Source organism: Nostoc sp. CmiVER01, assembly GCF_034531135.2.
Taxonomy (GTDB): domain Bacteria; phylum Cyanobacteriota; class Cyanobacteriia; order Cyanobacteriales; family Nostocaceae; genus Nostoc.
This window is the reverse complement of the sequence record NZ_JAVRBU020000010.1, coordinates 248,690-268,012: the sequence shown is the minus strand read 5'-3', so window position 1 is coordinate 268,012 and position 19,323 is coordinate 248,690. Positions and strand designations below refer to the sequence as shown.

Here is a 19,323-nt window from a genome sequence, read left to right as displayed (position 1 = left end):
CCGCGTCCCTCTACGTTTTTACTCTTATTTCTCTTTCGACTGCGAGACTAATAGCAATAAATAACACCATAAACCCCTGAATCGCGTAAACTACTGTTACCGGCACACCTGCACTACGCTGCATCACATTTGCACCACTGCGAAGCGCTGCAAAAAACAAAGAAGTTAAGACTACACCGACAACACTACCACGACTTAAAAAAGCGATCGCAATGGCATCAAATCCGTAACCTGGTGAAACTTGTTCAAATAGCCGATATTTCAACCCCATCACCTCACAACTCCCAGCCAACCCAGCTAAACCACCTGAAAAAGCTATCACCAGCATAATGGTACGTTCAACAGATATATGGGCATAACGGGCAGCAATCGGGTTAAATCCCACTGCTGTAATTTGATAACCTAGAGGCGATCGCACTAACAATACCCATAAAATACCTGCGGCAATTAAACCGAATAAAATCCCAGCATGGGCAAGGCTTTGCGGTAAGAGAATCGGCAAACGCGATGTTTGAGCAATTAATGGCGAATAAGGACTAGGCGCACCTGTGGCCATTAATGGGTTTTGTACGAGGTAGCTAACTAAATTCATCGCGATATAGTTGAGCAATAATGTAGTAATTACCTCATTCACTCCGCGCATGGCTTTGAGATAACCAGGAATCCAACCCCAAACTGCACCAAAAAGAAATCCTGCCAAAAGTGCTAAGGGGATATGAATCACCGCAGGTAATCCTTGCACATATAACCCAATTAAAGTACTTCCCAACGCACCCAGATAAATTTGTCCTTCTCCACCAATATTAAATTGCCCAGCCCGCAACGCTACTAAAACGCCTAAGCTGGTGAACAATAGCGGTGTCATTTTGGTGAGGGTGTTACCAAATCCAAAGTAGGTAGAGAGAGATTCTTGAAATAGGATGCTGTATGCAGTGATGGGATTTGCCCCAGCAATTAGCATGAGGATAGCACCAACGATGAGGGCACAGGCGATGGCAATTAGCGGTGATAGGATTGGTAACAGGAATTTCATGCGATTAGTTGGGATCATTGATTAACCCCACCAGCCATCAAAAAACCAATTTCTTCAACCTTCGCCGTGGCTGCATCCAAAATAGCCAAAAACTCACCTCTGTAGATTACGGCAATGCGATCGCTCATTGCCATCACTTCTTCTAACTCAGTAGAAATATACAAAATTGCCGCACCGCAATCGCGTTCTGTTAAGATTCGAGACTGGACGGCTACTGTCGCCCCAACATCTAACCCCCTTGTGGGTTGCATAGCGATAATTAAAGCTGGTGTTTGCGCCAGTTCTCGCGCTAACACCACTTTTTGTTGATTTCCTCCCGAAAGCTGACTTACCTTGATATCAATCCCATTCGCCCGAATGTCAAACTCTTGCATTGCAGCTTGGGCACGATTAGCGATCGCTTCTGGTTGTAACAAAAAACGGCGACAAAATGGCAGATATTTAAAAGCTTTTAAAATCAAATTTTGGGCGATGCTAAATTGCAATACCAATCCCATTGTCTGCCTATCTTCTGGAATGTAGCCCACTGAGGAATGCTTGGGCGTAAACTCAATTTTACCCTGCTTAATAGTCCGCACAAGAGCAATGGCATCAGCTAATTCTCGCTGCCCATTCCCATCGACACCAGCAATTCCTAAAATTTCTCCCGCCCGCAGCTCAAAAGATACATTATTTACAGCAGGAATATTTCTTTCATCAGCAACTTGTAAATTTTGCACTGACAGAATGATTTCTCCTAGTAATGTCGGACTTTTATTTAACTGTAAAGCTACTTCCCGTCCTACCATTAATGTTGCTAACTGCTGAGGTGTAGCTGCTGAAGTTGATATTGTTGCTACTACCTTTCCCTGGCGCAAAACTGTTACTGATTCACAGAGATTCATTACCTCTTCTAATTTATGACTGATAAAAATGATTGTGTTACCTGCGGCTGCCAATTGTCGCAAGATAGCAATTAATGATTCTACTTCTGGCGGTGTCAAAACTGCTGTAGGTTCATCAAGAATCAACAACTTTGCTCGACGGTAGAGAACTTTGAGAATTTCTACCCGTTGTTGTGCCCTAACAGATAAATTTTCAACTTTGGCAGTGGGGTCAATTTCTAATCCATAAGCTTGGGATAATGCAGCAATTTCTTGCTGTTTATCTTGTAAATTTAGCCGCCAAGTTTTCTCCATCCCTAAGATGATATTTTCTGTGACAGTCAATTTCGGTACAAGCATGAAGTGTTGGTAAATCATGCCAATCCCTAATTTAATTGCCTTATTTGGTGAAGTAATTTTTATTGATTGTTCTTGAAGATAAATCTCCCCAGCATCAGGTTGATAGAGTCCACTAATAATATTCATTAAAGTACTCTTACCTGCACCATTTTCGCCTAGTATTGCATGAATGGTTCCAGATGCAACAGAGAGGTTGATATTATCGTTAGCAATAAAAGACCCAAAGCGTTTGGTAATATTGTTTAAGCGTAAATAGTTCATATTCACTCAAATGATAGCTCATAGTGAGGACTTTAGTCCTCAAAATCTGGACTAAAGTCCTTACTAACCTGAGTTCGGGATAAGGAAAGGGACAGGTAGTAAGCTGAAAATAACGTCAAATCCAGCACCTGTCCTATGTTTAGTTTAGAATTTTTGTTCTGCCATGTAGATGATTTTTGTAAGGTGTTTGAAAGCCAATGGCACAAAAAGCTGTTGGTACATGGAGGAATAAGACGGATTCGGGCTAGAAGTCTGTGTTTAAGTGAAATAATGACGATACTGATTGCATTTCATCAAAATCACTACCGGAATTTCAAGCATTTTTATTTGAATCATGTCAAACAGCAATGGAGTTATGCTTTTCCGGGACTGCCGAGTTATCAACGATTCATTGAATGGATACCATCAACCTTGATACCTTTGTGCGTTTACCTGAAGCATTGTTTTGGACAGTGTACGGGTATCGGTTTTATCGATTCAACATGTCTGAAGGTCTGCCATAATCGTCGGATTTCTCGGCATAAAGTTTTTGAAGATTTAGCCGCTCGTGGAAAGACTTCTGTGGATTGGTTTTTCGGGTTTAAGCTTCATCTTGTCGTCAATGAACTTGGTCAACTCTTAAATGTGGTTCTTACTCCTGGTAATATTGATGACCGTCAACCAGTTCCCGATTTACTCAGTGATCTGTTTGGCAAAATATTTGGCGATCGCGGATATGTCTCTCAAAAACTGGCTTCTCAACTTTTGCAAGAGTTCGGCATTAAATTTTTTGCCAAACCCCGTCGCAACATGAAAAACCATTTGATGCATCTCCATGACAAGCTCTTATCCCGTAAACGCTCCATTATTGAGACTATTAATGATCAACTCAAGAATATTTCTCAAATTGAACATTCTAGACATCGAAGCCCCGTTAATTTCTGCGTTAACGTTCTGTGCGGATTAATCGCTTATTGCCATCAACCTAAGAAACCCAGCCTTCAGATGGAATGGCTTTTACCTCAATCTGCTTAACCCGAACTCAGGTTTACTAGAAAAGTTTTTTAATCTAGTCTACTAAACCTATTACAGTACAGCATAATAAATCGCCCATTCCAAATCGCCAAAAACTCTGCCCTGTAAGCTTTTTGGCTTCCGCCCTGCGGTACTATGTTGTTGCTTTTTTTACGCAGCGCGTATCTTTACCAGCCTCTTTACAGTCTTCAAAAACGATTTTTTTATTAACAATATCTTGCTTTGCATTCAATACCTTTTGCTTTACTACTTCTGGTATAATTCCCCCGAATTTTCCTAAAAATAAGATATCTGTTCTCTCTAACCCAATTGTATATATTTGTCCTTTGATTTTTTTTTGTTTAGCTAATTCTGCTATGTAAGCGATGGCTAAATCTAAGCGTTTTACAGCGCTGGTTAAAACAGCTTTTGGTGCAACATCTAATTGATCCTTAGTGTTGCCAAAAGCATATACTCCTTTTTCACCTGCTGTTTGTAAGACTGCGGCTGAGGCATTATCTAACCATTGATAGATGACATCAGCACCAGAAGAAATTAATGCGAGCGTCGCTTCCTTGGCTTTGGCAACATCATTCCAATCACCTGTAAAAGTAGAGGTAATTTGGATATTTGGTTTAACAGACTTTGCTCCTAATTCAAATCCCCGGAGTTCTCCCTCGGTAGCGGGGAACTTCTCTCCAGCAATATAAGATAATTTATTAGATTTAGTGACAGAAGCGCCGATAATACCACACAAATAACTAGCTTGTAGGTGATCTATTCGTAAAGAAGCAATATTCTCAGCCTTAAGATTACCATTCACACCCACAAAAAATGTATTGGGGAACTGTGAAGAGACTTGTTCAATTGCAGCATCAAATTGTCCGCCATGTGCGAAGATGAGATTGTAGCCTTTACGAGCAAAATCTGTTAATACTTCTGTTTGATCTGCTTGTGCTACTTTTTCTACATAGGCGGTTTCTGTACTTAGCTTTTGTTTTGCTAGATTAATTCCTTCATAACCAGATTGATTCCAGCCTTTGTCAGTAATCATTCCAGGGAGAGCGATCGCTATTTTAAACCCTTCAGTACCACCCATTGTTGTCGCTGTTGGTGTCGTTGGCTTATTACTGCAAGCTTCCACCACTAAGCTAGTAGCAAATGCTGCTGAACCGAACAAGATAAATTCACGCCGACTAAAGCTTGTTGTCATACCTCGCCTTCAGATAGATAGTTATTTCAAAACTCTAAAGTCGTAGGTGGTCTTTTGGAAACAATTTCTCTCGGATTTCTCAATCAAGACACAAAAACGTCTCTCCTCGTTTATCATAGTCTGCTTTTACACTTGTTCACTCAGCCGTATTATCTCGTACTCTTTTTCAAAAATCAAATAGGATTTCTATAGCGTTCTTCCATCAATCTTGGGAAAAGCAATCGCTGCAAGGCTTACGAGACTTCGGTTTTCAGTTTTTAGCTAGATTTTTGAATTTCTATTAGAAAATAAAGCCTCAAACCTTGATTGGGTGATAGTTTCAGTTTTCTGCTTCGATTATTGTTTGATGAGAGTGATTGAAGAGCGATAGTAAAAACCTAGAATTAAAGAAAAGATAAAAAGTTAATCGTGTCAGACTTTATTGAGCTAGGGGTTACAAATCAAAATCAAGGCTGAATGTTTCCCCACCATAATCTTCTTCTTTCTCCTCTGGAAATGGAGTTTGAGTCCAAGACGTGAGTTGGTTTGATTCAGTATTAATAGGTGAGTCAGGTAAAAGTTGTGCAGGTAATCCAGCCTTGATGAAAACAAAATAGCAATCAACTATAAAGTAAAGCGTGTCCAGGTAACTTTTATCTAGTTTTTGCGATTCTGCAAATATGCGCTCTCGGTAATTATCTTTGAGGCGAACTTTTTCCGGTGCTAAGTCTTTTTTATCTGCCATTGTTATAACTTTACTTAAAAGATGTAGTAGTTGGGTTCTTACTGCTGATGGTTTTTGCCATCTCCAAAAGCCCAAAGACATTGGCTTCCACTGGATTGTCCAGAATTTTGAACCCGTTCTTCTCCAACAGCTTCTTAAATCCTGGTAACAGGCAGCCTCCACCTATCGCCCAGATTTCATCGCCCTGGTGCTTGGCATCAAGTGTCAGATTCACCACTTTCTTCAAGTATTTTTCATACCAATCTTTCAAACAAGCGCTGTAAACATCTTTGATATCGATGTCACGGCTGTACCTGGTATGCCCCATTTCCAAACAAAATCGGATTTTGGAAGCATCCCCAATTTTTCCTCCATTTAGATGTTTCATTTTTTGGGAGATATCATCAATGAGAACTTCTACACCGATGGGGTAAGCAGTGTGAACTTCTCGCTGACCCCGGTTGTAACGAGAATATAGGGTCGTACCATTGCCAAAGTCTAAAATGGTTAATTTTTTTGGTAGTGGATGCCCAAACAATGCACCCATACCCTCTAGTACAACTTTCAGCACTTCTACTTTTACTTCTGATTGTTTGCCAGCAAGTATTGGCTGATATTCTCCATTGAGTACTTTTTGCAGTTCTGATGCCAGACCAACGTCATGTAAGCTGACAACTAATTTTAAGTGCCAAGCCTTACGGTGTGGGAGATGTGCCAATGCACCCAGTAAAGTCAGCAACGCGTTGTTGACTTTATTTTCATTATTATCGGTATTCCGGTCAAAATAATTTCCTGTCCGGTAAGCTGACTCTCCAACTGTGTAAGCAGCCCCGTTAAAAACTACGCGCCCTGGTACATCTTCCATTTCTGCATTGGTTATATAGCTGGGGACACGAACTACTTCAAATCCTTCGACTAAAAGTTTGAGGCTTCCGTAACCGTTATCGAAACCCGCAGGAAAAATTTTTTGTAAGGTGTGAATGTTTGACATAAAGACAAAGGTAATACACTTTAATTTGTGAAAGCTATCTGTTCAGGTAATTTTAGGGAGTAGGGGAGAGAAGAATAAAATAACTACTTCTTTTTTTTCTAATCTCAAGAGCTTATCATAACCCCTTGGGGGCTAAATGGGGTACAAAATGTTAACCAGTCAACTGTACCCCATTTAGCACCTATATAGACCCTATATGGGGGTCAACATGTCACTAAAGTCCTGAGCTATTGTTGGGGTATATATAGCCCCCATGTAGCCCCCAGAAGGAATTTTTGAAATCTCTTTTATCAACGCAGCAGAAATTAAATTAGATCATCGTTGACTCTTTGATTTATACTTTAATGTCAATTTTTTGTTAAAAAGCAATTCAGTTTTGATCTTTAACTTCTTGCTAACTATGTAACGAGTGGGTTACTACTTGCTTACAGGTTCAGCTTTCTCTACTGAATTATCATTCACACCCAAAGTTAATTCCAAAGGAATTTTTTGGGGATAAGCTTTTACTACTTGCCGATAAACATCATAATTAGTAGGTAGCGTGTTCTGAGTATTACCCACCCCATAGGTCAGTTTGTACTTTATATCTTTGATCAATTCAGGTTTACCTACCTCTTCTTGAGGTCTTTTACGTTGTTCAACTTCATCAACACTTGGTCGCGGCGGTAAAGTAGGCCACCATAAGCCTCGGTCATCTGGGCCGACCACTGCTCCTAGCGGTTTTACTCCATTCCGATTTAGTATCGAAGTAGTAGCAAAGGTTTCAATGCGGGGTCGTGGTTCACTAGTTAGGTTATTGGCATATTTAACTTGCCAGGTGTAACTGGTGAGTGTTGTAGCTTCATACTGTTCAACAGTAGTAGTACTGCAACTAGTTAATGTCAGTGCCGTTAGTGCAGTTATTATTGAGGGTAAAAATCTTATTTGCATTAGCAATCGTAAATATCTTTTACCAATCACTCTTCAAAAGGTAGTGTGCCATCATTCCTACCAAAGTGAAGGAATCGATGTTGTAGAAAGCACTTCTCCTGTAACAATCTAATCGCCATTTGCCTATTTTGAAGGAATGACTTTCGGAATGCTGATTGCCATACTAAATGTAGTTTCAGTTATCATCACTGCTTTCAACTAATAAAGCTTCAAGCTCTACTAATATTTTTTGTAATCGCTTGTGCTGATTGGGATTATCCCAAACCTTTGATTTTTTTACTTTACTGTAGGCTTCATCTATCTTCTTTTTTAAAGAAGATGATTTTTTATCTGTATTTCCAGGCATGTTTGCTTGAATTTCAGCAAGACGCTCTTTAATTTGACTTAAAGATAAATTATTTTGAATTGCATCAGACAGTAATGATTTACGCAGGGCTTCATCCCTAATCCGCGCAATCACTTTGGCTTTAGTATACTCGATTACTCCTGACCGGAGAGCTTCCATAACATCTATAGGAAGTTTTAATAATGGGAGACGATTGGTTCTAAAACTTTCGGGGGAAAACTTTCCGATTGTGTTAAATACCTCAAGTAGAGACTGCCATTCTTGGCTGTGGATAACGTTATCCACAGCCTCTCGTTCTGGATGAGCTGCTGATTGAAGTAAAGCAACTATTGATTCTGTGGTTTGATTAAGTTTTAATCCTAAGAGAGCAACAATACTCTCTGTTTCCTCAATTGGGTTTAAGTCCTCTCTTTGGAGATTTTCCGAGAGTGCTAGTTCAAGTGCTTCAGCATCTGTCATTTCCCTAATAACAGCAGGTACAAACTCTAATTGAGCAGTTTTAGCCCCTCGGAAACGACGTTCTCCTGCAACTAGTTCATATTTTCCATCCTTTTGAGGACGGACGAGAAGGGGCTGAAGAATTCCATGCTGTTTAATTGACTCTACTAACTCATGCATGGCTTGAGGAGCAAAGTAGCGACGAGGCTGTTGATGTGGTAAAACTATTTGTTCTATTGGGATAAGGAAAGCAGCGCTACTATTGTCTACTGCTTCTTCAACTCCAAATAAAGCATCGACTCCTTTAATTTCATAAGGTTGACTAACACGCTTCTTCAGACTCATGGCAACTTCTCCAAACTTTGAGCAATCTGTTTGAGAATAGTGACAGATGGATGCTTAGAATTGTAAAGTGCTAACGGTATATGCTCTTGGGCTGCATCAGCAAAAGCTACGGATCGAGGAATAGCTGGATAAATGGTACCAATCTTAGATAGAGAATTAGTAATTGACTGTAAGCTTTGGGAGCCTTGTCCAGTTCGGTTATCGTACATGGTTGGAACTACTCCAGCAATCTGTAATTTTCGATTTGCCCGAGAACGGACACGCGCAATCGTTGTTAACAATAGTTCTGTTCCTTTTAGAGCTTTATATTCAGTTTGAATAGGAATGAGTACATGTGTGGCTGCCACCAAGCTAATATAGCTAAGAATACCGAGACTTGGTGGACAATCAATTAAAATGAATTGGTATTGTGCGATAACTGGTTCAAGAGCCTCCTTTAGTCGAATATCTCGCATATCTGCGACAACAAGTTCTAATTCTGCGCCACTTAAGTTGATGTTTGCGGGGGCCATATCCATACCATGTATATTCTGATGAATTGGTAATGGTTCTTCTCCCAGAATAGCTTCATAAACTGTCTTACCTAGTTCAGATGGCTCTAATCCCATAAAAGTAGTTAGTGAAGCCTGGGGGTCCATATCCACTAATAAAACACTTTGCTGACTTTGAGCCAAATGGTAGCCTAAATTCATCGTCAGAGTAGTTTTGCTGACACCACCCGACTGATTAAAAACTGCAATGACTTTGCTCATTAACTGAACAGAAATAATAAAGACATCAACTTAACAATATCGGTATCAGTCACATACTGGCAAAATAAACTTACATTCAGTAGACCGAACTTTAACATTTCAACTATGATTTTGCCCTTTCTATTATTGCTAACTTTTTCAGTCTCTAAGCAATGGTTTATCTGGTGTCAGCCCCACTGCCCCGGCTTTTAAGCTTGAACTAGGGTAAGTTTTCAATGACACTAATATTGAATATCTAATTTAGTATTTATGTACTAGAATAGCTAGACTCCCAGTATTATAATAATGTGCGGCCTCTTCTAACAGGCAATGTCTACTCCCCCTAATCTTTCCCCTCAACAAGTAAGCGCCTTTCCTCAATACGAAACAATCACCGGAGTCGTAGAACGCCTAACTTTTTACTCTGCTGAGTCAGGCTACACCGTGGCAAGGCTGACTCGACCCCGTAGCAACGAACTCACAACAATTGTCGGCAACTTTGCCAATATTCAGCCAGGTCAAACTCTACAGCTAAGTGGTTTCTGGCGTGACCATCCACAATTTGGGCCACAGTTCCAAGTAGTCAACTACAAAGAAACCAAACCAGCCACTCTCACCGGAATTGAGAAATATTTGGGCAGTGGTTTAATCAAAGGTGTGGGTCCAGTTACAGCAAGACGGATTGTTGCTCACTTCGGGCTAGAAACCCTCGACATTATCGAAAACCAGATTGAACGGCTGATTGAAGTCCAGGGTATTGCCAAAAAGCGGATTAAGTTAATTAAAAATGCCTGGGAGACACAGAAAGCCATCAAAGAAGTGATGGTGTTTCTCCAAGGGCATGGTGTTTCTACCACCTATGCTGTGAAGATATACAAGCAATATAAGGATGAAGCGATTGCCACTGTTACTAAAAACCCCTACCAGCTAGCAGCCGACATCTACGGTATTGGTTTTCTAACTGCCGATAAAATTGCGCGAAATATCGGAATTGCCCCGGACTCAGAATTTCGTTACCGTGCAGGAATTATCCACTGTTTAAGTGAAGCTGCCGAAGATGGTCACTGTTATCTACCACAAAGTGAACTGATTGAGTCGGTAATCAAACTGCTGATTACTGAATCTCATCAGCCCACTGAAGAAGCAATTGCACAAATCATCAAAGACATGGCTCTAACAGATGAACTGATTAGAGAGTGGGATGAAGAGAAAAACCTACTTTGTTACAAGCCGACTTACTTTCATACAGAACAGAATTTAGCTCAACTGATCCGCCAACGCATAGAAAAGCCTGTTGGTACTGACATTGAGCGTGTGCGTAATTGGATTGACCGTTTTACCGCTAGCCGTAAAATTCAGCTTTCAAAACAGCAACGCCAAGCTGTAGAAACAGCAGCCTATTCCAAAATCATGATCCTCACAGGTGGCCCTGGCGTTGGAAAGACCTTCACTACTCACACTATTGTCTCACTTTGGAAAGCAATGGGTAAATCTATTGCCCTAGCTGCACCCACTGGACGTGCTGCTCAACGCTTAGGTGAAATGACAGGGCTGGAAGCTAAAACCATACATCGCTTGTTAGAATTTGACCCCCGCTCAAGGGGTTTCAAGCGCGATAGCGAAAATCCTTTACCCCACACAGCAATTATCGCTGATGAAGCATCGATGCTTGACTTGTTTCTGGCTTACTCCTTGGTGAAAGCAGTATTGGCTGGCGCTTTACTATTATTGGTGGGTGACATTGACCAGCTACCATCTGTGGGGCCAGGTCAAATACTAGCTGACTTGATCAATTCTGGTCGTGTGCCCGTGGTGCGGTTGACCCAGGTATTTCGCCAAGCTCAACAGAGCGCAATCATCTCTGCTGCTCACCAAATTAATCGAGGAATTTATCCGACAATCGAGCCAATCTCTGACAATCCTGTGTCTGATTGTCTGTGGCATGGTGGAGGTCATCAGCCCGAACATGGTGTACAGGCAATCTGCGAGTTGATTACCGATTTGATTCCAGGCTTAGGGTTTAATCCTGCCACTGATGTCCAAGTGCTTTGCCCGATGACACGGGGAGTAATCGGGACTCGTAACCTGAATACAGTATTGCAGCAATTGATCAACCCACCCAGCCCTAACAAGGTGGAGATTAACAGGGGTGGCAATTTATTGCGTGAGGGCGATCGCATTATCCAGTTGACCAACGACTACAACCGAGAAGTCTTCAATGGCGACTTAGGAATTATCCAAAACATTGATACGGAAGAGCAGGAAGTTGCAGTGCAATATGGTGAGCGGACTGTGGTTTACGATTACGCTGACCTGAATGAAATTGCCCTTGCCTGGAGCATTTCTATTCATAAAAGTCAGGGGTCAGAATATCCGGTGGTGATTCTGCCAATCTACATGCAGCACTATATGATGTTGACCCGAAACCTGTTTTACACAGGTATAACTCGTGCCAAGAAGCTGGCGATCGTGGTTGGAGCGAAAAAAGCGATATCTCTGGCGGTGCGCTCTACTGATGACCAACGGCGTTACACAAGGTTACAGCAGAGGTTACTTCAACCAGGACTGCATTGTTGATGAATTTTGACTATTAAAAATAGAAAACTTTATTGAGCTATTTGATTTATACTTTTAAGTCCCCTGATTTAAAAAAGTCGAAAAGTTTGTATGTCCAGCCTCAGTTCCGACATGGTTCGCGTCTATTTACAAGAAATTGGTCAGTATCCTTTATTGAAGCCAGAGGAAGAAATTGCTTATGGTAGACAGGTACAAGAAATGATTGCCATTGAGCAATCTAAAAATGAACTGACCCAACAGCTAGAACGGGAACCAACAATAACAGAGTTAGCCAATGCTGTTGAAAAAACTGAAACACAAATCCGAGCAGTGCTACACCTTGGTCAAAAAGCTAAACAAAAAATGGTGACAGCTAACCTGCGGCTTGTAGTATCTGTTGCTAAAAAATATCAAAACCGCAATTTGGAATTCTTAGATTTGATCCAAGAAGGAGCAATCGGTTTACAAAAAGGTATAGAAAAGTTTGATCCCAACCGGGGCTATAAGCTATCAACCTATGCCTACTGGTGGATTAGCCAAGCTATAACCAGAGCAATTGCAGAACAATCCCGCACTATTAGATTGCCTGTTCACCTGACTGAAATACTTAATAAAATTAAAAAAGTGCAGCGAGAAAGCTTTCAAAAACTCGGTCGTCATGCCACTGCTGAAGAAATAGCAATACTGTTAAACATAAGCACAGATAAGCTTCGAGAATATCTCGCTGCCTCTCGAACAGCCATCTCTTTGAATAAACAAGTCGGAGATGAGAAAGAGACAGAATTGGGCGAAATTTTAGCAGACGTTGGCGCTTCACCAGAAAAACTCCTCACCCAAGAACTTTTATCGCAAGATGTCGCTAAATTCTTAGAACCATTGACACCAATTCAACGTCTTGTGTTAACTTTAAGCTTTGGTCTGGAGAACGATCAGCATTTCAATCTCGCTCAGATTGGCCAACAGCTAAACCTTAGCCGAGAACGGATTCGTCAAATCCAGGTCAAAGCTATAAGTATTCTCCGCCATCATCAAAATGACATTCAAGAGTATTTATTTGATTAAGCAGAATTACTTTCGTCAGATGATGCACGGATCTTGTAGAACTAAAATGGAAAACTATATTTTAGAAGTAAGTCCACAACAGTAATCAATCAATGCCCAGCAAAATTATTGAAGTTAGAGAGTACACCGTCAGAGCGCACAAGCGGGAAATTCACACCCGCGTTTTCAACTTCGTATGTAAGCAGTGTGAACAATCCACACAACGAGAAACCTTTGGTGTGCGACCGCTCTACTGTGAAACATGCCGTCCGCCACAACCTCCCAAGCAATCGAAAGTAGTTCCTATAGGCAAGAGGAAACCTAGAGCTATGAATTATAAGAGTGGGAAAGGTATTGCTGGGTGATTCTTTGTTTTAAGGTAGAGGCGATCGCTATTATGTTTAACCGAAGCATCAGAGCGATCACTACGTTTTTACAACTCCTTTCCAGCATCAATCATTTTTGCTAATGACTCGGCGTTGAATCTGGTAAGCGATTCTGCTAACTGCTGAAAATATCGGTATTGCTCGTCTGCATATTCAGAAGGCTCCAGTTCTAAAAGCTGACAAAATTTGAAGTAATCAACTTTCCAATTGAATTCACCAGTAGCGTTGGCGAACTTTTCAGCTTATTGGCGTGATTCAGTGCTGGCTGTTGATGTTTTGCCATTACCATTATGATTGTAAATGCTGCCCTGCTCTGTCATAAGGCTCATCCAATAGTATATTTGTATTGAGAACTATTTTAGTTCCCTCCAACATTTGACGCTCATTAGAACAGAGGCAGCGTTTAGCGATATAACAGAAATAGCTGGACTTCTTTAATGCTGCGGGAAAGGTTTGCAGGCTTCTTGAACCGTAGCCATCGCTCAAGAGGAGAATAGGAGAAAGTGATGGCGTAACCGCCCACCACTAGAGCGATCGCAGACTCCTCTTTAGTAGACCTCCAAATGCTCTCTACACAAACATTTGTCCAGACAAAAAGCCGGAACAAGTAATATTACTTCTCTCCACACTGGTTTTAACCTGAAGTCAGCGTTAGTTCTTCCCGCTTTTGACCGGAGTTAACCATTTTCACCAAGGAAGAATTCAAATAACTTTGCGCCGAAATGTACAAGCTTTCCCAAATTTCTTGGTTGCGGCTGATTTTCGTACCTACTGTATTGCCTGCTGTTTTCTCTGATACCAAGTATTTGCGGAAATAGTTCGTCCATAAGTGTTGCAAAAAATCTTCAGCGAATTCGTTAAACGGCAGAATCCATTTATAATCTTGATCCAAAAATACCCGATAGGATGCAATTATCGGTAGTGCCAAATCCGTTGGCGCACCAAACCCAAATGAGTATTTACTGTCAGGGAGCAAAGTAGTTTTGCGTATATCAATAGATGCTAAATCGTTGACACCCTTTCTTCTGGGGTTACTAATATGATCTTGGATGATTTCATAGAGTCTTTGTTCTATCCACAAGGCTTGAGAGAGTAAAGGCAGTAAAGCAGTTAATCTTTCCCTCTCAGTGTCGCTAATTTGAGAGGGAATACTCATACCTGCTGGGTGCTTGGTTCGTTTATTGCTGTCAGGGTTATATTTATTTCTGTCCAGGCAGTAAAGCAGCTTCAACAAATGAGTTACATTGCACTGGGCATTTCTTGGAGCGCCACTTTGATTCTGGTAATAGGCAATGCGGAATTTTTTATCTTCTGCCTTTTCTAACTGAGCTAAATACTGCTTGATGAATTTGTAATCTCCTCTGGCATTGACTTTAGAACGCGAATCTACTGGTGTTGTTGTATTTGATGCTAGGGCTATATCTTTTGCTTCATCTTCCACCAATCCAATGTGGATAGTGACTTTGACTCTAGCTTGGGTTAGGTCGTATTTGTAATTCTTGGCTTGCTCAAAAGCTAAAACTGTATGACCGCCGTTGATAATGCCATCGCTTCCCCCCTCACTAGCTTCTAAGACTTCGAGTTGTAGTTCAGTCTTGCTTTTGTTGGGTTTAACTTTATTCGCTGACAGAACTATTCCACTGTGACGAGAGAAGAATTTTTCTGGTTGAGTCGTCACAGAGTCAAAGATTTGTCGGTATGTCGCACTTTTGCGGTTTGGTTCCCTGATATTTGGTTCTAGCGGTAGGTCTGTGGGAAATGTATCTACATGGGCTGTGGCGATGATGCAATTAGGTACGGCTTGAAAATAGCTATCTATTTTTAAGTTCCAAGTCTTGGGCATAGTTGATTAGAGTTGAGTTGGTCTTAAATTTATGCAATCAGAAAATCAAAAATCTAAAATTATGTCAGAGGGACAGCTTATCCTTCACTAATTAACTGTAACAAGGCTTCTGTTGATATCTTGCCACTAATATCAGCACCTTCCAAAAGGCTATCCGCCAAATCTCGCTTGTGGTGGTGCAATTGCACAATCTTTTCTTCAATAGTATCCTTTGCTACTAGACGATAAATGGTAACAGGGCGTTGTTGCCCAATCCGATGGGCGCGGTCTGAAGCTTGGTCTTCCACTGCGGGATTCCACCAAGGGTCTGTATGAATCACATAATCAGCCGCAGTTAGATTCAGTCCTGTACCCCCCGCCTTGAGACTAATCAGAAATACATCTCCTGAACCAGCTTGAAATGCATCCACCCGTTTTTTCCGCTCTGCCACTGAAGTACTGCCATCTAGATATTGATAATTAATACCTTGCTGCTCCAAATAATCTCTAATAATATGCAAATGGTCAACAAACTGACTAAACACTAACGCTTTATGACGATTTTCCAGCAGTTCACCTAGCACTTCACCAAAAAGTTGCAACTTGGAACTGGATAATTCCGTATCAGGCATAACCAAACTAGGGTTACAGCAAGCACGACGCAGTTTCATGATCTCAGCCAAAACCTGCAAATGTTTCTTTCCTGCTTCGGCATCACTTTCGGTAAGTTTAGATATGGCCTGACGGCGCAACGCCTCATAAAACGCCTTTTCCTCTCGACTTAACTCTACATGCAACAGAATTTCGGTACGAGATGGCAACTCTTCTAGTACCTGATTTTTTGTCCGCCGCAACAGAAATGGTTGAATAAGTTTTTTGAGTTTATTACGTGCAAGTTTATCCTGATATTTTTCAATGGGGATAGCAAAGCGTTGATTGAAGCTTTCAAAAGAACCTAATAACCCAGGATTAATAAAACGGAATAAATTCCACAACTCACCCAGGTGATTCTCAATCGGAGTCCCAGTAGTCAGCAACTTAAAATTAGATTTTAGGTTCATGGCTGCCTGAGAACGTTTAGTAGTCATATTTTTAATTGCCTGGGCTTCATCCAGGACAATAGTTTGCCACTGTACAACAGAGAGCATTTGAGCTACTTCTTCCTGCTGTAATAAACCATAACTGCATACCAACATATCCAAAGGTTGTAACCCATCCAATAATTTTTGGCGGTTAGCACCAGAAAATTGAATAATATTCAGGGTTGGGGCAAACTTCTGCGCTTCACTTACCCAATTCATGCACACAGAAGTGGGGGCGATAATCAGAGTTGGTCCTTCATGGGCATTTCTGAGAATGACAGCCAATGCTTGCACGGTCTTACCGAGTCCCATTTGGTCTGCCAAACAAGCGCCCACGCCCCAATGTGCCAGACGCGCCAGCCAACAGAACCCCTCCATCTGGTAGTCACGCAGTTCGGCTTGAAGCGTAGATGGCAGTTCCGGCTGGAGGTTTTTCACCTCATGGAGACGCTCTCTATGTGTTTTCCAGTGTTTATCTGCTTTTACCTTACCTACCTCATCGACAAAATCTTCTAACCCTAATGTCGCCAAGGGATGAAAACGAATACCCTTACTATGTTTTTCCGAAAACATTCGCAATTCGTCGAGGCGTTTCCGAAAAGCTTGAGTTAAAGCCAGAAATTGACCATCGCCAAGGGGAATAAAACGGCTAGGGGTTTTATCCAATAGTTCCAGGAGTTGCTGCATATCCAGCACTAGGTCGTTATTCAATTTTAACTCACCAGTAGCTGCAAACCAGTCTTGCTGACGTTGAATTGATAAATTAAAGTCTTTCAGGTCGGCATTGTGGCTAATACGTAGCTTTTCTCCTTCTGGCCATGCCATGACTACTTTATTTTCCAGTGCTTGCAGTTCTAGCAGCAGTTCTAAACAGTCTTCTGGGTCAACTATAATCCATTCACCATCTTGTTCTTCAATTCGCGTCAAGGTGGGACAGACTTTTATAGCTGCTTTAGCAAGTTGTATCTCTTCAGGTAGATTTCGTCTGGTTTGCAGACGTTTCCCGTCAATCTCAGCAATGACAGTTTCACCACCTGTACCAGGACGGTAGTAGGGGCCACCTTGGGCAAAGGGGCGCGACAAAAGCGTGACTTTCAATCCGGCATTGGCAGGTAAGAGGTGAATATGGGGTAGAGTCTGGGCAGGTACTTCTTCTGCACCTTCGAGTCCGCCGCCAATATCAGAATGCACCGTGACGATGCCAGAGACGGCATTAATCGCTGCCAAAACTTGCTTTTCGGCGATTGCAGGTACATTTAATTTATTATCTTTACCAATAATCTCCGCAATGCGTCTGTGTTCGGCAGTAATTTCAATAACTTTGATGCGGGTTGGAGTTTCTTTGATATGGAGAATATTCTGTGATTCTGGTAACTTGGGAGAAAATTCCAAAGTGAGACGGCCAAGTTTTTCTTTTTTAACTAGTAGTTCCGGTTCTCCTTTGACAATTTCTACACGGATATTAGGTGTATCTTCCCAAAAAACCAATGGGTGTCCAATTAAAGCAGAGATGGCTTTTTCACCAAAGGTATAATCAACTTTGCCATAATAGCCTTCACTATATACCTCAATACAACTACATACCCGCATATCTTGGGGTGTGACGTAATCAAACTCAGCTAATCCACTGCTCAAACGTTTGAGGGCTATAGGGCGACCTTTACTCCACTCGCCTTTGGCATTAATTTTCTGTTCCTTTGGTTGCAAGACACATCTACTGGGATAGAAGGTAATGAACCATGCTAAACGCAGTTCAGATTCTGGTTTTAGGGATGTTTGTGGTTGTTTTTGGAGATTTGCTAGGGCATTGAGGCACATTTCCCAAGCCTCTTGAGGTCGAATTAAGTCTACGATGGAATGAATACCGCTATCTTCTCGCAGTGCTTCTGCTTCTTTTTGATAGTTACTACTAGGTTTGAGCCGGGATAAGAGTTCTGCGGTTTCCATTGCCAACCAGTGATAACCAGAGGCGAACGAGCGCCTATATAATGGTTCTAATAAGTTAGGTAAGCGTTTTTTAGCACTTTCAGCATCCATCCAGTAAAGACATAGGGAACAAAACAATGTTTGTAAGCTATTTTCTTCTTCCACTGAAGAGATATGGGCGCTAACTACAAATTGTTTTTGAGTAATATCACCCTGCTGTACTTGCAGCACTGTTTTCAATCTGCCATAAATAAACCTGAGCCAATGTTCTTGACGAGACATCAAATTGGTGTACTCTTGTGCTTCTTTGAGGCGTTGTGCTGAACCATCTTTTAACAGCGCCAGGATAAAAAATAAGCCCCCCATTGTATTGAAATATATTTGGCGTTTGCCTGTAGCCTTTTTTATCGCTTTCAGTGCATCTGTATAATATTTTATGGCTTGCTCATTTTCACCCCGCAGAAAACTTAACCAACCCCAAAAGATAGCAGCGTTGCTTTGATATTCACTCGATACCCGCTTCAGACTTTCTTGCGCTTCTTGGGTACAGCCCTGTAACAGCAGTTGTTCTGTTAAAATTAGATGCAGATAATCTGAACAATGTTTTCCACCTGTTGAGGATTGTTCTGACAGCATCATTAAAGTATCCTCAGACGCAGACAATTTTAATGCACAATTCAGGAGGATACTTGATATCCCACTTTCATATAATCCTTGGGGCAAGGTGTTAAACCAATCTGGATCAAATGGGTTATTAAATATCTGCTCGAAAATATTTTCTATTATTAGCTTTTCTTCACTGTCACCATACTTCTGGTAATCTTCAATTTGCTTATTAATAAAGTTAAGGTCTTGACGATAAATACCAATGCGGATTTCTCTGATACACTGACGCAGACTGTAGAATATCCGAGAATCATGGTTCCAATGAGTACGTATAGGGAACTTTGACTCCACTGCTGCGACAAGGACTTCAAACTGTCCAGTTTGTACCGCATGACGAGTAGTAATTTCTGTGAGTAGTGGATGACATTCAGCACCCTGCCTACTTTCTTGCACTAACAAGCCTGCTTTTAACAATTTATCAATTTGGGGACTGAGGGTTTTAGTACTCCAAGGTTTATTATTTTCATCTAAAGCGTCCGTTTTACTAAGACAACTTATGAATGAATTTTTGTCTATCGGTGCATAAATTACCGAAAATAACTGGATAATCTTTTGTAAAGAAGGATGTAACTCGAAGTATTTCTTCTCAAGGAGTTTTGTTTGCAATCTTGTGGTGTCAGTTATTAAATTAATCATA

15 protein-coding genes are annotated in these 19,323 nt (G+C 41.2%); 4 read left to right on the top strand and 11 right to left on the bottom strand.

The window, feature by feature from the left end; all coding sequences use genetic code 11:
• Nucleotides 1–10 precede the first annotated feature (10 nt).
• Together RMZ43_RS19290 and RMZ43_RS19285 are read right to left on the bottom strand one after the other, a co-directional pair.
• Entirely contained in the window at nucleotides 11–1,051 is a 1,041-nt protein-coding gene (locus RMZ43_RS19290) for an ABC transporter permease (protein WP_322655869.1), read from the bottom strand.
• Nucleotides 1,048–2,517: an ABC transporter ATP-binding protein gene (locus RMZ43_RS19285; RefSeq protein WP_322655870.1), complete on the bottom strand. Its 1,470-nt coding sequence runs from the start codon at nucleotides 2,515–2,517 to the stop codon at nucleotides 1,048–1,050. Before RMZ43_RS19285 ends, RMZ43_RS19290 begins: the two co-directional genes overlap by 4 nt.
• Before the next feature lie 135 nt (nucleotides 2,518–2,652).
• On the opposite strand from RMZ43_RS19285, the gene RMZ43_RS19280 reads away from it, so the two are divergent.
• Nucleotides 2,653–3,531: an IS982 family transposase gene (locus RMZ43_RS19280; RefSeq protein ID WP_322655871.1), complete on the top strand. Its 879-nt coding sequence runs from the start codon at nucleotides 2,653–2,655 to the stop codon at nucleotides 3,529–3,531.
• A gap of 133 nt (nucleotides 3,532–3,664) precedes the next feature.
• Here the strand turns inward: RMZ43_RS19280 and RMZ43_RS19275 are convergent, their stop codons facing one another.
• The 6 genes from RMZ43_RS19275 to RMZ43_RS19250 all read right to left on the bottom strand — a co-directional run bounded on the left by RMZ43_RS19275 (nucleotide 3,665) and on the right by RMZ43_RS19250 (nucleotide 9,228).
• Nucleotides 3,665–4,723, bottom strand: coding sequence for a BMP family protein (locus tag RMZ43_RS19275; protein WP_322655872.1), 1,059 nt, complete (start codon nucleotides 4,721–4,723; stop codon nucleotides 3,665–3,667).
• Nucleotides 4,724–5,156: 433 nt separating this feature from the next.
• Nucleotides 5,157–5,447 (bottom strand): hypothetical protein, encoded by a 291-nt coding sequence (locus RMZ43_RS19270; RefSeq protein ID WP_322655873.1) that lies wholly within the window; start codon nucleotides 5,445–5,447, stop codon nucleotides 5,157–5,159.
• A gap of 10 nt (nucleotides 5,448–5,457) precedes the next feature.
• A complete protein-coding gene (locus RMZ43_RS19265) occupies nucleotides 5,458–6,417 on the bottom strand; it encodes a ParM/StbA family protein (protein WP_322655874.1) in 960 nt (319 codons plus the stop codon).
• A gap of 417 nt (nucleotides 6,418–6,834) precedes the next feature.
• Nucleotides 6,835–7,347 carry a hypothetical protein gene (locus tag RMZ43_RS19260; RefSeq protein WP_322655875.1) on the bottom strand — a complete coding sequence of 171 codons (513 nt, stop codon included), beginning with the start codon at nucleotides 7,345–7,347 and terminating at the stop codon, nucleotides 6,835–6,837.
• Between the two features lie 175 nt (nucleotides 7,348–7,522).
• A complete protein-coding gene (locus tag RMZ43_RS19255) occupies nucleotides 7,523–8,476 on the bottom strand; it encodes a ParB/RepB/Spo0J family partition protein (RefSeq protein ID WP_322655876.1) in 954 nt (317 codons plus the stop codon).
• Entirely contained in the window at nucleotides 8,473–9,228 is a 756-nt protein-coding gene (locus RMZ43_RS19250; RefSeq protein WP_322655877.1) for a ParA family protein, read from the bottom strand. Before RMZ43_RS19250 ends, RMZ43_RS19255 begins: the two co-directional genes overlap by 4 nt.
• A 309-nt stretch (nucleotides 9,229–9,537) precedes the next feature.
• Between RMZ43_RS19250 and recD2 the strand changes: the two genes are divergently transcribed.
• From recD2 to RMZ43_RS19235, 3 genes are all read left to right on the top strand, one after another.
• The gene (gene recD2, locus RMZ43_RS19245; protein WP_322655878.1) at nucleotides 9,538–11,784 is read left to right on the top strand and encodes an SF1B family DNA helicase RecD2; all 2,247 of its coding nucleotides are present in this window, start codon (nucleotides 9,538–9,540) and stop codon (nucleotides 11,782–11,784) included.
• Between the two features lie 90 nt (nucleotides 11,785–11,874).
• On the top strand, nucleotides 11,875–12,825 hold the full coding sequence (locus RMZ43_RS19240; protein WP_322655879.1) for an RNA polymerase sigma factor, RpoD/SigA family: 951 nt from the start codon (nucleotides 11,875–11,877) through the stop codon (nucleotides 12,823–12,825).
• 92 nt (nucleotides 12,826–12,917) lie between these two features.
• The gene (locus RMZ43_RS19235) at nucleotides 12,918–13,169 is read left to right on the top strand and encodes a hypothetical protein (protein ID WP_322655880.1); all 252 of its coding nucleotides are present in this window, start codon (nucleotides 12,918–12,920) and stop codon (nucleotides 13,167–13,169) included.
• A 424-nt stretch (nucleotides 13,170–13,593) separates the two neighbouring features.
• On the opposite strand, the gene RMZ43_RS19230 is transcribed toward RMZ43_RS19235, so the two are convergent.
• The 3 genes from RMZ43_RS19230 to RMZ43_RS19220 form a co-directional block, all read right to left on the bottom strand.
• Nucleotides 13,594–13,797 (bottom strand): hypothetical protein, encoded by a 204-nt coding sequence (locus tag RMZ43_RS19230; protein WP_322655881.1) that lies wholly within the window; start codon nucleotides 13,795–13,797, stop codon nucleotides 13,594–13,596.
• A gap of 27 nt (nucleotides 13,798–13,824) precedes the next feature.
• Nucleotides 13,825–15,033, bottom strand: a complete 1,209-nt coding sequence (locus RMZ43_RS19225) for an AIPR family protein (protein ID WP_322655882.1) — start codon at nucleotides 15,031–15,033, stop codon at nucleotides 13,825–13,827.
• A 77-nt stretch (nucleotides 15,034–15,110) separates the two neighbouring features.
• Complete coding sequence (locus RMZ43_RS19220) at nucleotides 15,111–19,322, bottom strand: DEAD/DEAH box helicase (protein WP_322655883.1); 4,212 nt, start codon at nucleotides 19,320–19,322, stop codon at nucleotides 15,111–15,113.
• Between the last annotated feature and the right edge of the window lies 1 nt (nucleotide 19,323).

What these genes read in the sequence shown, in the direction of transcription:
- RMZ43_RS19280 (WP_322655871.1), top strand. Translation starts at nt 2,653, where the DNA reads ATGTTTAGTTTAGAATTTTTGTTCTGCCATGTAGATGATTTTTGTAAG.
- RMZ43_RS19285 (WP_322655870.1), bottom strand. Translation starts at nt 2,517, where the DNA reads ATGAACTATTTACGCTTAAACAATATTACCAAACGCTTTGGGTCTTTT.
- recD2 (WP_322655878.1), top strand. Translation starts at nt 9,538, where the DNA reads ATGTCTACTCCCCCTAATCTTTCCCCTCAACAAGTAAGCGCCTTTCCT.
- RMZ43_RS19270 (WP_322655873.1), bottom strand. Translation starts at nt 5,447, where the DNA reads ATGGCAGATAAAAAAGACTTAGCACCGGAAAAAGTTCGCCTCAAAGAT.
- RMZ43_RS19220 (WP_322655883.1), bottom strand. Translation starts at nt 19,322, where the DNA reads ATGATTAATTTAATAACTGACACCACAAGATTGCAAACAAAACTCCTT.
- RMZ43_RS19260 (WP_322655875.1), bottom strand. Translation starts at nt 7,347, where the DNA reads ATGCAAATAAGATTTTTACCCTCAATAATAACTGCACTAACGGCACTG.
- RMZ43_RS19240 (WP_322655879.1), top strand. Translation starts at nt 11,875, where the DNA reads ATGTCCAGCCTCAGTTCCGACATGGTTCGCGTCTATTTACAAGAAATT.
- RMZ43_RS19265 (WP_322655874.1), bottom strand. Translation starts at nt 6,417, where the DNA reads ATGTCAAACATTCACACCTTACAAAAAATTTTTCCTGCGGGTTTCGAT.
- RMZ43_RS19250 (WP_322655877.1), bottom strand. Translation starts at nt 9,228, where the DNA reads ATGAGCAAAGTCATTGCAGTTTTTAATCAGTCGGGTGGTGTCAGCAAA.
- RMZ43_RS19275 (WP_322655872.1), bottom strand. Translation starts at nt 4,723, where the DNA reads ATGACAACAAGCTTTAGTCGGCGTGAATTTATCTTGTTCGGTTCAGCA.
- RMZ43_RS19255 (WP_322655876.1), bottom strand. Translation starts at nt 8,476, where the DNA reads ATGAGTCTGAAGAAGCGTGTTAGTCAACCTTATGAAATTAAAGGAGTC.
- RMZ43_RS19225 (WP_322655882.1), bottom strand. Translation starts at nt 15,033, where the DNA reads ATGCCCAAGACTTGGAACTTAAAAATAGATAGCTATTTTCAAGCCGTA.
- RMZ43_RS19290 (WP_322655869.1), bottom strand. Translation starts at nt 1,051, where the DNA reads ATGATCCCAACTAATCGCATGAAATTCCTGTTACCAATCCTATCACCG.
- RMZ43_RS19235 (WP_322655880.1), top strand. Translation starts at nt 12,918, where the DNA reads ATGCCCAGCAAAATTATTGAAGTTAGAGAGTACACCGTCAGAGCGCAC.